This is a genomic window from Hymenobacter nivis, from assembly GCF_006439025.1.
GTDB lineage: Bacteria > Bacteroidota > Bacteroidia > Cytophagales > Hymenobacteraceae > Hymenobacter > Hymenobacter nivis_A.
In genome coordinates, this window is the sequence record NZ_RCYZ01000015.1 from 1 (window position 1) to 13,327 (window position 13,327).

Here is a 13,327-nt window from a genome sequence, read left to right on the forward strand (position 1 = left end):
CGAGGAAGTACTCCTGCTCGATGCCGAGCGTGGTGTGGACCCGGGCCACGTCCTTGTCGAAGTACTGGCACACGCCCAGGGCGGCCTTTTCGAGCACGGCCAGCGACTTGAGCAGCGGGGCCTTGTAGTCGAGGGCCTCGCCGGTGTAGGCGACGAAGATGGTGGGGATGCACAGGGTTTTGGCGCCGGCGGTTTCGAGGATGAAGGCCGGGGAGGTGGGGTCCCAGGCGGTGTAGCCGCGGGCCTCGAACGTGTTGCGGATGCCCCCGTTGGGGAAGGACGAGGCGTCGGGCTCCTGTTGCACCAGCGCCGAACCCTTGAAGCTCTCGATGGCGCGGCCTTCCGAATTCAGGTCGAAGAAGGAGTCGTGTTTTTCGGCAGTGGCGCCGGTCAGGGGCTGGAACCAGTGGGTGTAGTGGGTGGCGCCCTTGGCCATGGCCCAGGTTTTCATCGCCGAGGCCACGGCGTCGGCCACGTTGCGCTCCACAGCAGCGCCTTGCTTCACAGCGGCTTGCAGCTTCTTAAAGTATTCGCCGGCCATTGTGGCCCGCATGGCTTCCAGGTTGAACACGTTTTGTCCAAAGCTGTCGGAACGCCGCGGGTGAGCGGGCTTCACAGTAATGGCTTGGCGCTCATTAACCAATTCAAGCGCTTTAAAACGAAGGATAGCCATAGAGGTAGTTTATGGAAGGGATCGAAATTAAGTTTTCGATAACAAGGTGCATTTCTATGAGGGCAAAGATATGGTTTGAATTAAATTTCCCAACGGAACCCTACAAAAAGAGGGTGTTTTTTGAAAAAAACAGCTGTTTTTAACCGGCGGAGCGAAAACAAAACGAATTGCAAACGTTTTGCATCGCACGCAACCGTTTTCACTCGCGGCGAACGGTATCCGCAGACGCCCGGTGCCAAGCTCTGACCGAACCCAAATTGATGCACTCACGCCGTCGCTACGCCGCTCGGGGCCCCAACTGGCGCGCACGTGCTGGCTAGGGCCCCGGCGGCCCGGGCCGTATCTTTGCCGGCTATGGCAACTTCCCAATCCGTCGCCTTTTATACGCTGGGCTGTAAGCTCAACTTCTCCGAAACGTCGGCCATCGGCCGGCAGTTTGAGGACAAGGGCTTCCAGCCGGTGGCTTTCGAAGCCGGCGCCGACTACTACGTTATTAATACGTGCTCCGTCACGGACCACGCCGACCGCAAGTGCCGCAAAGTGGTGCAGCAGGCCCTCAAGCACAACCCCGCGGCCTTCGTGGCCATTGTGGGCTGCTACGCCCAGCTCAAGCCCGAGGAGATTTCCAACATTCCCGGCGTGGCTGCGGTGCTTGGCGCGGCCGAGAAGTTCCAGCTCGCCGACACCATTGCCGGCCTGCCGCGCCCGGCGGCGGGGGCCCCCGGCCACGTGCGGGCCTCCCCCATCTCGGCGGCCACGGAGTTTCACCCAGCGCACTCCTTTGGCGACCGCACCCGCACGTTTTTAAAGGTGCAGGACGGCTGCGATTACTCGTGCTCGTTTTGCACCATTCCGCTGGCGCGGGGCGGCAGCCGCTCGGGCAGCATCGCCAGCGTAGTGGCGCGGGTGGAAGAGTTGGCGGCCCAGGGCGTACCCGAAATCGTGCTCACCGGCGTGAACTTGGGCGACTTCGGCATTCAGGGCCCCGGGCGCGAGCGGCGCGAGGACTTCACCCAGCTGGTGGGGGCCCTGGATAAAGTAGCGGGCATTCGCCGCTTCCGCATCAGCAGCTGCGAGCCTAATTTGCTGACGGACGAGATTTTAACGACGGTGGCGGCCTCGCGGCGCTTCATGCCGCACTTCCACATTCCGCTGCAAAGCGGGTCCGACAAGATTCTGGGCCTGATGCGCCGCCGCTACCGCCGCGACCTCTATGCCCAGCGCGTGGCCCGCATCAAGGAACTGATGCCGCACGCCTGCATCGGCGTAGACGTGATTGTGGGCTTCCCAGGCGAGACGGACGCCGATTTCCTGGACACGTACCAATTCCTCAACGAGCTGCCCATCAGCTACCTGCACGTGTTCCCGTACTCGGAGCGGCCCGATACGCTGGCCCCTACCCTGCCTGGCCGCGTGCAGGATAGAGTGCGCCATGAGCGCACCACCCAGCTCCGCAGCCTCTCGGAAAAGAAAAAGCGCGCCTTCTACGAAGAACACGTAGGCCAGGAAACTGAAGTTCTCTTCGAGGACGACGTAACCAACGGCCGCATGGAAGGCTTTACGCCCAATTACATCCGCGTGGTGGCCAAGTACGATCCGCTGCTGGTAGGTGACACCCGCACCCTGCGCCTGGGGGCCCTAAATGCCCAGGGACTGATGGAAGCAGAGGAAGTGGGGATTTTGGCGTAGACTACGCCAGCCACCATTAACGCGAAACAACAAAAACGGCCCGCTGTAAAGCGGGCCGTTTTTGTTGTTTTTCTATGAAGCATCACGACGCAAAGCTCGCATACCGCCGCTTGCGCCGCCAAGCACGCAGGGCCCCGAAGAGGCCCAGCAGCACTAATGGGGCCCCCAGGTTGAGGATTTGCCAGCGGCGGCGCTCCTCGGCGAGGCGCACTTTGTCGAGGGGGCGGAGGGTGATTTGCTTGCCGCGCACGGCAATGAGGCCGGTGTCATCGAGCAGGTAATCGGTGGCGTTGAGGACCAGCTCGCGGTTGGCGAATTCGGTGTTGGCGAGGCGGTCGAAGCCCAGGCGCAGGGGGCGGCCAGTTTTCTTGTCGATTTCGCTGTGGATGAAGTCGCCGTCGGCGATAACTAGGATTTTACTGGGCTTTTCCTGGGCGTTTTTTTCGGGCTGGTACTGCATGGTGCCGGGCCGGGCGCGGTTGGCAAACAGCGACTTAAACTGGCCTTCAAGCAGGTAGCCCACCGGTTGAAAGCCGTTTTGGTAAAGCTTGGGGTTGGGCTCGAGGCGGGCGTCGTTGAAGTTGATGGGCACCGGGGCGGGCAGCACGCGGGTGTAGCGCGAGGTGGTCATGAGGGCCGTTTTGCGCACGCCCACCGCCTTCACGGTATCCAGGTTGCCAGCAAACTTGAGGTACACCGCGTCGAGGTTGCGGGTGATGGGGTGGGCGCTGAACTTGTTGACCAGCGGGTAGAGCTGCCAAGGCATGGGCTCTATCTTGGGCCGGTTGCCCTCCACGCCCGTCACCAGCGGAATCTGGCCCGAGTTGAGGTCGAGCACCAAGTTTTGGTTCAGGCGCAGGCCGTACTTGAAGAAGAGGTCGTCGAGGTTCAGGTTGTAGGGCGTGGCCAGGGCGGCGCCGTTGCGGCTCACGCTGTCGAGGTCCACGCGCAGGGCATCGACGAAGAACAGCGCCCGCCCGCCCTGGGTGATGAACTGGTCGAGCTTGAACTTCTCCTCCTCCGAGTACGGCGACTTGGGCTGGGCCACCACAATGGCGTCGAGGGATCGGAGGTCGGGCACCTGGCCCAGGTTCACGCGGTACACGTCGTACTGCTGCTGCCAGGCCCCTAAAATGTCGCCGGCTTCGGCGTTGCTCAGCTCGCCGTGGCCTTGCACCACGCCGATGCGCTTGCGGCGGCCGGGCACTAGGTTGCGCACGGTGCTGGCCAGCTCATACTCCAAGCCCTCAATGCTTTGGTTGAGGCGCACGTCGGGCGAGGCGGTTTGGCTGCCGCGCAGCAGCAGCACGTTTTTCTCCTTGCCGCCCACGCTCACCACCGCCCAGGGAAAGATGATTTTCTCGACCCGCTTGCCGTTTTCGGTGGCCCCCAGGTTGGTGGGGCTCAGGCCCTTTTTAAAGAGCGTTTGGTAGAACTTGTTGCGGTTGGCCTCGGTGCTGGCCGCGCTAGGGTCGATGAAAATGTAGTTCAGATTGGCCCCGCCGTACACCTTAAACTCGTTCAGAGTTTCGCGCACGCCTTGCTCCAGGCGGCGGAAAGCGGGCGGAAAGTCGCCGGTGAGGTACACGGTGATGGTGACCGGCTCCTTCAAATCAGAGAGCAGCTTTTTGGTGGCCGGGGCCATCGTGTAACGCTTTTCCTCCGTCAGGTCGAGGCGGAAAAACAGGCGCTGGCCGAGGAAATTCAGCAACAATAGGGCCCCCAGCACGGCGGCAAAACGCAGCAAATCGGCCCGCTTGCGCGAGGGCACGGCGGGGGCCCCGGGGGCCGGCAGGTTATCGTTAATCGTCGTTTCCATTTACCAGTTGCGGCTGCGCAAAACCAACCGCGTGGCTTGCAGCATTACGGCCGCCACACTTACAAAATACAACACGTCGCGCGAATCCACCAGGCCCTTGCTCAGGTCGCGGTAGTGGGCCGCAATGCCGAGCTGGCTCACGTAGTAGGCCGCGCTGCCGTCGAGCACTGAGGCCAGCGAATCGAAGCCTGAGTACAGCAAAAAGCACCCCACCACGGCCACCAGGAAGGCAATGATCTGGTCACGGGTGAGCGCCGAGGCCAAAATGCCCACCGCTGCAAACACGGCGGCCAGCAGCCCCAGCCCCAGGTACGAGCCCACGGTGGCCGCCGAATCGATGTTGCCGGGAGGGCTGCCCAGCCGGTATACCGAGAAGTAGTAGAGCAGCGTGGGCACCAGCGCCAGCAGCGCCAGCAGCAAGCAGGCCAAGTACTTACCGCCGATAATCTGGCCGTCGGTGAGCGGGCGCGTGAGCAGCAGCTCGATGGTACCGGCCTTCTTCTCCTCCGCAAACGTGCGCATGGTGATGGCCGGGATCAGGAACAGGAACAGCCAGGGGGCCAGCGAAAACAACGTCTGCAAATCGGCAAACCCGTAGTCGAGGATGCTGCTGTCGGGGAACACCCAGACGAACAGGCCCGTGGCCACCAGAAACACCCCCAGCACCACGTAAGCGACGGCGGAGTTTAGGAAGGCGTTGAATTCTTTGTTGAGGATGGTAAGCATAGGGGGCATTAAGCCAACGAACGGTTATGCTTCGCTGCGCGCTGCATGACCGTTCAATTTATCGTTCTATAATTCTACTTCGTCAACTCCCCAAACACTGCTTCCAGCGACTGCTGCTCTTGGCGCAGGCCGAGCAGCACCCAGCCTTCCTGAGCGGCGAGGCGCGAGATGGCGCCGCGCAAATCGGTGCCGGGGGCGCTGCGTAGACTGACGAGGCCGCCGGGGCCCGCCTCCACGCCGCGCACGCCGGGCAGCTGGGATAGGCGGTCCGTGTCCACGGGGCCCTCGAACTCGGCGCGAACCACGGTTTCGCCGGCGGCGCGGGCGGCCAGCTCGGCCACGGGGCTGTCGGCCACCAGCTTGCCGCGGCTGATGATGATGACGCGCGAGCACAGCGCCGTGACCTCGGGCAGGATGTGGGTGCTGAAAATCACCGTTTTGTCGTGGCTCACTTCCCGGATCAGCTCCCGGATTTCCTGGATCTGGTTGGGGTCGAGGCCCGTGGTGGGCTCATCAAGGATGAGCACGCTGGGGTCGTGCAACAGCGCTTGGGCGAGGCCCACGCGCTGGCGGTAACCCTTGCTCAGGGCCCCAATTTGCTTGTTTTGCTCGCGGCCCAGGCCCACGCGGCGCACCAGCTCGGCCACGCGGTTGCGCAGGCCGGGGCCCCGCAGGCCGTGCACCGCCCCGATGAATTCGAGGTACTCGTGCACGTACATGTCGAGGTAGAGCGGGTTGTGCTCGGGCAGGTAGCCCACCTCGCGGCGCACGGCCAAGCTCTCGGTTTGCACGTCGTGGCCGGCCACGCGCACGGTGCCGGCGCTGGGCGGCAGGTAGCCGGTGGCAATCTTCATGGTCGTGCTTTTACCGGCGCCGTTGGGCCCCAGGAAGCCCACGATTTCGCCCTTGCCCGCCGTGAAGCTGATGTCGTCCACGGCGTGCTGGGTGCCGTAGATTTTGCTCAGGTGTTCGATTTCTACCATGTTAGTTGTCAGTTGTTCGTTGTCAGTTGTTCGTTACCGTTTGTCAATTAACCAGATACCGCCCTGACAACTGACAACGAACAACTGACAACTAACGCAGCGCCTACTTTTTCTTTACTTGCGCAGGCCGCAGCTGGATTTCCGATATCATGGTGGCTGCGGAGGCTTCCAGGGCGTGCACAATGGCGTCGGCCACGTCCTCAGGCTGCATCTTGTGGGGGTTGGGCTGGGCCCCGGGCTGGCCGCCGTTGAAGTTGGTTTCAACCGAGCCGGGCATGAGGCAGGTCACGCGGATGCCGTCGGGCCGCAGCTCCTTGAACAGCGCCTCGGAGAAGCCGCGCAGCGCAAACTTGGTGGCGCAGTAGCCCGCCATGCCCTCGGTGCCCACCGTGCCGGCCAGCGAGGCCACGTTGACGATGTGGCCGGCCTGCTGCTTTTTCATCTGCGGCAGCACGGCGCGGGTGCAGAAAAACGGCCCATTTACGTTCGTCTCGAACATCAGCTGCCAGTCGGCGCTGTCGAAGCCATCTACGTCGCCCATCACGCCCACGCCGGCGTTGTTCACCAACACGTGGATTTCGGGCCCTAGCTCGCGCTGCGTGTTGGTGAAAGCCTCGGCCACTTCGTGCTCGTCGCGCACGTCGCAGGCAAAGAACTGGAACCGCTCGTGGTCCAGGCCCTCGGGTGCGGTGCGGCCCCAGCCGGCCACCAGGGCCCCTTTTTGCAGCAGCGCCTCGGCGGTGGCGCGGCCAATGCCCTTGGCGGGGCCCGTCACGATGGCGATTTTACCAGTTAAGTCCATGGGGTACTTCTAAAAATAATGCGGGGCCCCACCGCAACGCGGGCGGAACCGGGGTGCAAAGTAACGGCCCCGGGGGCCGGCGGCCCCCGGGGCCCCGGTTAAATGTCGCCCAGCTGGGGCCGAATCAGCAGCTCCTCCACCACGGCCTGGGGCGAGAGGCTAAAGGCCCCAAAGATGGCCTCGGCCACGTCGTCGGCCCGGATGAAGCGCTCGGCGGGCAGGTCTACCCCTTCCCAGCTGGCGGTGAGGGTGGCCCCGGGCAGCACGGCCGTCACCCGGATGCCCTGATCCTTAAGCTCTTCGCGGAGGTTGCGGGTGAAGCCGTAGAGCGCGTGCTTGGCAATGCCGTAGGAGCCGCCCGTGGGGTAGGCCGTGATGCTGGCCGTGGAGCAGAGCGTGAAAATGTGCCCGCTGCCCTGCCGCAGCAGCGTGGGCAGCAGCGCCCGCGTGAGGTCGTAGGCGCTGAGCAGGTTCACGGCCAGCAACTGGCGCAGCTGCGAGCCATCGGCGGGCTCGTCTTGCAGGCGGCCGGGCGCGAAGGCCCCGGCGTTGTGCACCACGGCGGCCAGGGCCCCCGGCTGGGCCAGCACAAATTCGGCAAAGCGGGCGCAGCCAGCCGGCTCGGCCAGGTCGGCGGGGAGGGTGTGCAGCACGGCCCCGGGCGCGTGGTGCGCCACGGTGGCGGCCAGCGCATCCAGCTCGTCGGCGGCGCGGGCGCAAGTGGCCACGGCGTAGCCGGCCCGGGCAAAGCGCAGCACCAGGGCCCGCCCGATGCCTTTGCTGCCGCCGGTGACGACGACTAAATTTTGGTTTGCTTCCACTCGTTTTTTTCGTTTTTACGTAAGCTGCTCGGCGGCACTTCGCGCGCCCGGTTGTTATCCTTTACCTTACCGCTCCGCACCTGAATTTATGTTTACAATTTTTGGCAAGTTTGTCCTTTTCCTGCAAAGTATGGTTACCCGCCGCGAGCGGCTGGCCGTGCTCTGGGCCCGCACCGTCGACGAAGCCATGCTCATCGGCGTCGATTCGGTATTTATTGTCGCCATTGTATCGGCCTTCATCGGGGCCGTAACCTGCGTGCAGATTGCTTACAACCTCACCAATCCCATCATTCCACAGTCCACCATCGGTTACATGGTGCGTGAGATGACCATCCTGGAGCTGGCCCCAACCATCACTTGCATCGTGCTGGCGGGCAAGGTGGGAAGCAGCATCGCCGGGGGCCTGGGCACCATGCGCATCACCGAGCAGATTTCGGCCCTGGAAGTGATGGGCATCAACTCCACTTCATACCTGGTGTTTCCGCGCATTCTGGCGGCGGTGCTTATGTTTCCGCTGCTCGTTATTCTGGCTATGGTGCTCTCCATCTTGGGCGGTTACCTGGCGGGAACGCTCACCGGGGCAATGGCTCCGCAGGACTACATTGAGGGCATCCGCACCGATTTTGTGCCCTACAACATCCTGTTTGCACTGATTAAATCGGTGGTTTTCGCTTTCCTGGTGTCGGGCATCTCGGCCTTCAAAGGGTTCAATACCTCGGGTGGGGCCCTGGAAGTGGGCGCGGCCAGCACCGGCGCCGTTACTAATTCCATTATCGCTATCCTCATCGCCGACTTTGTGCTGGCGGCCGTCCTACTTTAAGCTATTGGCTTTTAACTACCAATTGTCAGCTTTTACTCAGTAGAAGCTAGTAACTGGTAGCCAGAAGCTGATAGCTCGTAGCCAAAAGCTAATAGCTAACTCTCATGATTGAAGTATCCAACATTCAAAAATCATTCGACGGCAACGCCGTGCTCAAAGGCATCGACTGCACTTTCGAAACGGGCAAGTGCAATTTGTTGCTCGGTGGCTCGGGCACCGGCAAAAGCGTGCTATTGCAGTGCATTGTGGGCCTGATGAAGCCCGACATTGGCTCCATCACCTTTGACGGCACGGTGTATACCAACAACAAAGTGGCCATCCGCCAGGAAATCCGCCGCAAAATCGGGATGCTGTTTCAGGGCTCGGCACTGTTCGACTCGATGACGGTGTCTGAAAATGTGGCCTTTCCGTTGCAAATGCTCACGCCCGAAATGTCGGCCGAGGAGCGCCGCGACCGGGTCGAGTTTTGCCTCAAGCGCGTGGGCCTTGAAAATGCGGGCGAAAAGATGCCGGCCGAAATTTCGGGCGGCATGAAGAAGCGTGTAGGCATTGCCCGCGCCATTGCCCCGCAGTGTACCTACTTGTTCTGCGACGAGCCCAACTCGGGCCTCGACCCGGCCACGAGCATCAAAATCGACAACCTGATCCACGAAATCACCCACGAGTACGACATCACCACCGTCATTGTGACCCACGACATGAACTCGGTGATTGAAATCGGGGAGCACATTATTTTCCTGCACCAAGGCAAAAAGCTGTGGGACGGCACCAAGGACGAAATCCTGAACGTGGAAGTACCTGAGCTGAAGGATTTTATCTTCAGCAGCAGCTTGGTGCGCGCCGCCAAGCGCGTGGACGACGAGGGCGGCCTCGCCGCCATTACCGACGAGCACCCCGAAGGAGCCAACATCTAAATCACTGTTTAGCCGTGATCTGACTGATCTTTTTGCGCGTTGAAGGTCAGTAAAGCAAGAGCCCCGGTTGCATTCGCAACCGGGGCTCTTGCTTTACTGGCCATATTGGGGCCCTAGCCGCGGGGCAATAGCAGCTCTAGGTGGGCCAGGTGATGGCGACCGTGCCAGGCGTACTGCACCAGCGCCTGCTCCAAGGTAGACGTGGTTTGGTAGAAGGGGTGGTAGAAGGTGCGCTGCCACTGCGCCTCGTCGAGGTGGTGCAGCAGCACCAGCCAGCGCGTGTGCAGGGCCCCCAGCAGCGCCAGCGACATGGTGACGGGCGTGGCGGCCACGTCGGGCAGTTCGGCCCAGGCCTTCTCGTCGTAGGGCCGGATGGTGGGGTTGTCCTCCGTCAGGGCCAGGCGGTAGCGGAAGTAGCAGTTCATGTGCGAGTCGGCCAGGTGGTGGATGAGCTGGCGGCCGCTCCAGCCGCCGGGGCGGTAGGGTTGCTCTAGGCGCACACCGCCCACGGCCTGGGCCGCGGCAGCCAACTGAGCCGGCAGGTCGGCCAGCTGCTGCAAATAGGGCACCCGCCCGGAGGGCCCCAGCGGGGCGGTGGGCAGCGTGGGCCGCCCAATGGGGTAGCGCAGCGAATCTTCAGAAGGATTCATCGGGATGGATGGTGAATGGGTAAAATAAAAGCGCCTCCCCAGGCAGGAAAGGCGCTTTTAGTGCGGATAGCGGGGGCCCTATTGGCCGTTGCGCTTATTAAGTTCGTCGCGGATTTTAGCGGCTTTCTCGTAGTCTTCTTTTTCGAGGGCCTGGCTCAGCATTTTGCTAAGTTCTTCGACGGGTACCTGGCCGCTGGGCTCGGTGGGGATGCGCGGGGCCTTGGGGGCCTCCGTTTCGCCGTCGTTGTCGTCCTCGTCCTCGTCGTCCTCGTCGCCTTCCTCACCGCCTTCGTCAAGGTCGGACAGGATGATACCGGCCTCACTCAACACGCTCTCCACCGTGAAGATGGGCACGTCGAAGCGCAGGCCGATGGCAATAGCGTCGGAGGGGCGGGCGTCGATTTCGAACGTGGTGGCACCGTCTGAGCACACGATGCGCGAGTAAAACACGCCTTCCTTGAGGTCAGAAATCACCACCTCGATGATGGCCACGTGCACGTGCTCGGCAAAAGCCTTGAACAAGTCGTGCGTCAGCGGCCGGGTAGGGCTGATTTTCTCAATCTGGATGGCGATGCTTTGGGCCTCAAACATGCCGATGATGATGGGCAGGCGGCGGTTGCCGTGCTTCTCGCCCAGAATCAGGGCGAAGGAGCCCGACTGCGACTGGCTGGAGGAAAGGCCTAAAATTTCAAGCTGGATTTTTTTCAAGGGAAGTTGGCTACCGCTGACCTGCGGTTGGGGCCCCGGGCACATGGGGCCTTAGAAGGTAAGATAAATAGATGAACGTTACGGCAAATAAAGGAGAATGGCCCGGAAGAAAAGCGCGCCGGGCCAAAAAAAGAACCTGGGGCCCCGGAATATGTTCCAGGGCCCCAGGTTCGTGCCGGCCCCGCGGGGCTAGTTCAATTCTTTTACGGCGGCCGTCAGCTTAGGCAGCACGTCGAACACATCGCCCACAATGCCGTAGTCGGCGGCCTTGAAGAACGGAGCTTCCGGGTCTTTATTGATGACCACGATAACCTTCGAACTGTTGACGCCGGCCAAGTGCTGGATGGCGCCCGAAATGCCGCAGGCAATGTACAGGTTGGGCGAGATGGTGATGCCCGTTTGGCCCACGTGCTCGTGGTGGGGGCGCCAGTCCACGTCGCTCACCGGCTTCGAGCAGGCCGTACCGGCGTGCAGGGCCTGGGCCAGTTCCTCGATGAGGTGCCAGTTCTCGGGGCCCTTCATGCCGCGGCCACCCGATACCACGAGCTCGGCCTCGGGCAGCAGCACGCCGCCGGTTTGCTCCTGCATCACCACTTGCTTGGGCGCGTCGGCAAAGTCAGCGTCGGCAAGCTGAGCGGCGAAGGCCACTACTTCGGCGGTTTTGCCGGCGTCGTGCTTAGCCTCTAGGCTGTTCTTTTTCACGGCAATGATTTTGCGGTCACCGCTCAGCACCACGTCCGAAAACGCCTTGCCCGAGAACGCGCCGCGCTTCACCACGAACTGGCCGCCATCGGTTTTGGGCAGCTCCACCACGTTGGTGGCCAGGCTGGCCTTAAGCCGTACCGACAGGCGCGAGCCCACCGAGGCCCCGATGTTGGAATTGGCCAGCACCAGCACCTGGGCCCCCTCCTGCTCGGCCGCCGTGGCGATGAGCTTGGTGTAGGCGTTGTTCACGAAATCTTTCAGGCGGGGCTCAGCGTCGTAGAGCACCTTCGCGATGCCCTGCTCGCCGAGCTTGGCCAGGTTGGCTTCCGTGGCTTCGCCCACGGCGATGGCCGTGGCCGTGGTGCCCAGCATGGCGGCCACTTGGGCCCCGTACGTGGCCACTTCGAGCGACGACTTTTTCACTTCGCCCTCGGCGCACTCAACTACTACTAAAACAGACATGGCTTTTGCTTTTTTGTCATCCTGGGCGCAGCGAAGGACCTTATCACGCTGGCGCCGTTAGAATTGGTGATTGCGACGAAAGCAGCCGTGATAAGATGCTTCCTTCGTCAGCATGACAAATAGAATTAAATGACTTTGGCTTCGTTGCGCAGCAGCTTGATGAGCTCGCCGGCGTTGGCGGCGTCGATGAGCTTGACGCCCTGCTTCTTGGGGGGCAGCGCAAACTCGGCCACCTGGGTGCGGGCGGCATCGCCCACGGCGGGCACCACCTTCAGGGGCTTGGTGCGGGCCGTCATGATGCCGCGCATGTTAGGGATGCGGGGCTCGCACATGGGCTGCTGGCACGAAGCCACGAAGGGCGCGCTCACCTCCACAATCTCTTTGCCGCCCTCAATTTCGCGCTCCAGCGTGGCGGTAGTGCCGGCCATGTCCAGCTTCATTGCCGGGGCCACCGTGGGGATGCCCAGCAGCTCGCCCACCATGCCGTGCACCTGGAAGCCGTTGTAATCAATGCTTTCCTTGCCCATCAGAATCACGTCGTAGCCGCCGTCTTTGGCCACGGCCGCAATCTGCTCAGCCACAAAAAAGGCGTCCTGCGGGGCGGCGTTCACGCGGATGGCGTCGTCGGCCCCGATGGCCAGGGCCTTGCGGATGTTGGGCTCGGTATCGGCCTCGCCCACGTTCAGCACCGTCACGGTACTGCCGGCGTTGGCTTCCTTCAGCTCGATGGCGCGGGTGAGGGCGTATTCGTCCCAGGGGTTGATAACGAACTGCACCCCAGCTTTGTTAAACTCCTTGTTATCGGGCGTAAAGCTGATTTTGGTGGTCGTGTCGGGCACGTTGGAAATGCAAACCAGAAACTTCATCTAGGCGGAATTTTAGTGGGCGGAGAGCGCGAAAGTAGGCGGCATGCATAACAACCGGCCGGAGCCCCTGGTGGTTCACCCGGGGGCCCCCGGCAAGGGTTACCATTATTATACGGCGTAAAAGCCGCACTTTTGCCGGCCCAAAGATAGCCAAATCTCCCACTCCGATGAGCGCCGCCCCCTCCCGTTTAGAACAACTGTTAGCCTTTTACGCCGACGACCCCGCCGACCCGTTCACCATCTACGCCCTGGCCACCGAGTACCGCGCCGCCGAGCCCCTGGTGGCCTGGGAATACTACCAAAAACTCTTGGCCGAGCACCCCGACTACGTGGGTACCTACTACCACGCCGGCAAGCTGCTCGAAGGCTTCGGCCGCAAAGACGAGGCCGAGCAAGTGTACCGCAAGGGCCTGGTGGTGAGCCGCAAAGCCGGCCAGCTGCACGCTGCCAGCGAGCTGCAGCAAGCCCTGAACAGCTGCCTGGGCCTGGACTACGAGGACGAGGACTAGTATTTCATTCATTCCAGATTGGCCGGGGCCCCAGGGCTCCCCGCAGAGGCACCCGGTCGAACGGGGCGCTTCCGCCGGGGAGTTCTGGGGCCCCGGCGCGTTGGCCACACCCACGCCTGGCACCGCCCCGGCCCAACGCGGGCCAGGCAACGCTGCTTGTTATTGCACGCAATTATTATT

At 62.3% G+C, this 13,327-nt stretch carries 14 protein-coding genes; 4 read left to right on the forward strand and 10 right to left on the reverse strand.

Going from position 1 to position 13,327, the window contains the following annotated elements:
• The coding region (locus EAH73_RS22025; protein WP_140469594.1) for a glutamine synthetase III at positions 1–673 on the reverse strand (673 nt) is incomplete at its 3' end.
• Positions 674–1,027: 354 nt separating this feature from the next.
• On the opposite strand from EAH73_RS22025, the gene mtaB reads away from it, so the two are divergent.
• The gene (gene mtaB / locus EAH73_RS22030; protein ID WP_140469595.1) at positions 1,028–2,362 is read left to right on the forward strand and encodes a tRNA (N(6)-L-threonylcarbamoyladenosine(37)-C(2))-methylthiotransferase MtaB; all 1,335 of its coding nucleotides are present in this window, start codon (positions 1,028–1,030) and stop codon (positions 2,360–2,362) included.
• A gap of 82 nt (positions 2,363–2,444) precedes the next feature.
• Here mtaB and gldG read toward each other — a convergent pair whose 3' ends face one another.
• From gldG to EAH73_RS22055, 5 genes are all read right to left on the reverse strand, one after another.
• A complete protein-coding gene (gene gldG, locus EAH73_RS22035) occupies positions 2,445–4,181 on the reverse strand; it encodes a gliding motility-associated ABC transporter substrate-binding protein GldG (protein ID WP_140469596.1) in 1,737 nt (578 codons plus the stop codon).
• On the reverse strand, positions 4,182–4,907 hold the full coding sequence (gene gldF / locus EAH73_RS22040) for a gliding motility-associated ABC transporter permease subunit GldF (RefSeq protein ID WP_140469643.1): 726 nt from the start codon (positions 4,905–4,907) through the stop codon (positions 4,182–4,184).
• Positions 4,908–4,981: 74 nt separating this feature from the next.
• Positions 4,982–5,890 carry a gliding motility-associated ABC transporter ATP-binding subunit GldA gene (gldA, locus tag EAH73_RS22045; RefSeq protein ID WP_140469597.1) on the reverse strand — a complete coding sequence of 303 codons (909 nt, stop codon included), beginning with the start codon at positions 5,888–5,890 and terminating at the stop codon, positions 4,982–4,984.
• Between the two features lie 103 nt (positions 5,891–5,993).
• Positions 5,994–6,692 carry an SDR family oxidoreductase gene (locus tag EAH73_RS22050; RefSeq protein WP_140469598.1) on the reverse strand — a complete coding sequence of 233 codons (699 nt, stop codon included), beginning with the start codon at positions 6,690–6,692 and terminating at the stop codon, positions 5,994–5,996.
• A 98-nt stretch (positions 6,693–6,790) separates the two neighbouring features.
• Positions 6,791–7,513, reverse strand: a complete 723-nt coding sequence (locus tag EAH73_RS22055; RefSeq protein ID WP_140469599.1) for an SDR family oxidoreductase — start codon at positions 7,511–7,513, stop codon at positions 6,791–6,793.
• Between the two features lie 88 nt (positions 7,514–7,601).
• Here EAH73_RS22055 and EAH73_RS22060 point away from each other — a divergent pair, with 88 nt between their 5' ends.
• Positions 7,602–8,333 (forward strand): MlaE family ABC transporter permease, encoded by a 732-nt coding sequence (locus tag EAH73_RS22060; RefSeq protein ID WP_140469600.1) that lies wholly within the window; start codon positions 7,602–7,604, stop codon positions 8,331–8,333.
• 104 nt (positions 8,334–8,437) lie between these two features.
• Complete coding sequence (locus EAH73_RS22065; RefSeq protein WP_140469601.1) at positions 8,438–9,247, forward strand: ABC transporter ATP-binding protein; 810 nt, start codon at positions 8,438–8,440, stop codon at positions 9,245–9,247.
• Positions 9,248–9,360: 113 nt separating this feature from the next.
• Here EAH73_RS22065 and EAH73_RS22070 read toward each other — a convergent pair whose 3' ends face one another.
• The 4 genes from EAH73_RS22070 to EAH73_RS22085 form a co-directional block, all read right to left on the reverse strand.
• Positions 9,361–9,897: a YfiT family bacillithiol transferase gene (locus EAH73_RS22070; RefSeq protein WP_140469602.1), complete on the reverse strand. Its 537-nt coding sequence runs from the start codon at positions 9,895–9,897 to the stop codon at positions 9,361–9,363.
• Between the two features lie 78 nt (positions 9,898–9,975).
• Positions 9,976–10,605, reverse strand: a complete 630-nt coding sequence (locus EAH73_RS22075; protein WP_140469603.1) for a bifunctional nuclease family protein — start codon at positions 10,603–10,605, stop codon at positions 9,976–9,978.
• A 189-nt stretch (positions 10,606–10,794) separates the two neighbouring features.
• The gene (locus tag EAH73_RS22080; RefSeq protein ID WP_140469604.1) at positions 10,795–11,772 is read right to left on the reverse strand and encodes an electron transfer flavoprotein subunit alpha/FixB family protein; all 978 of its coding nucleotides are present in this window, start codon (positions 11,770–11,772) and stop codon (positions 10,795–10,797) included.
• Between the two features lie 125 nt (positions 11,773–11,897).
• Complete coding sequence (locus tag EAH73_RS22085; RefSeq protein ID WP_140469605.1) at positions 11,898–12,638, reverse strand: electron transfer flavoprotein subunit beta/FixA family protein; 741 nt, start codon at positions 12,636–12,638, stop codon at positions 11,898–11,900.
• A gap of 167 nt (positions 12,639–12,805) precedes the next feature.
• Between EAH73_RS22085 and EAH73_RS22090 the strand changes: the two genes are divergently transcribed.
• Entirely contained in the window at positions 12,806–13,147 is a 342-nt protein-coding gene (locus tag EAH73_RS22090; protein WP_140469606.1) for a tetratricopeptide repeat protein, read from the forward strand.
• The last annotated feature ends 180 nt before the right edge of the window (positions 13,148–13,327 follow it).

What these genes read in the sequence shown, in the direction of transcription:
- mtaB (WP_140469595.1), top strand. Translation starts at nt 1,028, where the DNA reads ATGGCAACTTCCCAATCCGTCGCCTTTTATACGCTGGGCTGTAAGCTC.
- EAH73_RS22080 (WP_140469604.1), bottom strand. Translation starts at nt 11,772, where the DNA reads ATGTCTGTTTTAGTAGTAGTTGAGTGCGCCGAGGGCGAAGTGAAAAAG.
- EAH73_RS22090 (WP_140469606.1), top strand. Translation starts at nt 12,806, where the DNA reads ATGAGCGCCGCCCCCTCCCGTTTAGAACAACTGTTAGCCTTTTACGCC.
- gldF (WP_140469643.1), bottom strand. Translation starts at nt 4,907, where the DNA reads ATGCTTACCATCCTCAACAAAGAATTCAACGCCTTCCTAAACTCCGCC.
- EAH73_RS22050 (WP_140469598.1), bottom strand. Translation starts at nt 6,692, where the DNA reads ATGGACTTAACTGGTAAAATCGCCATCGTGACGGGCCCCGCCAAGGGC.
- EAH73_RS22085 (WP_140469605.1), bottom strand. Translation starts at nt 12,638, where the DNA reads ATGAAGTTTCTGGTTTGCATTTCCAACGTGCCCGACACGACCACCAAA.
- EAH73_RS22065 (WP_140469601.1), top strand. Translation starts at nt 8,438, where the DNA reads ATGATTGAAGTATCCAACATTCAAAAATCATTCGACGGCAACGCCGTG.
- EAH73_RS22060 (WP_140469600.1), top strand. Translation starts at nt 7,602, where the DNA reads ATGTTTACAATTTTTGGCAAGTTTGTCCTTTTCCTGCAAAGTATGGTT.
- gldA (WP_140469597.1), bottom strand. Translation starts at nt 5,890, where the DNA reads ATGGTAGAAATCGAACACCTGAGCAAAATCTACGGCACCCAGCACGCC.
- gldG (WP_140469596.1), bottom strand. Translation starts at nt 4,181, where the DNA reads ATGGAAACGACGATTAACGATAACCTGCCGGCCCCCGGGGCCCCCGCC.
- EAH73_RS22070 (WP_140469602.1), bottom strand. Translation starts at nt 9,897, where the DNA reads ATGAATCCTTCTGAAGATTCGCTGCGCTACCCCATTGGGCGGCCCACG.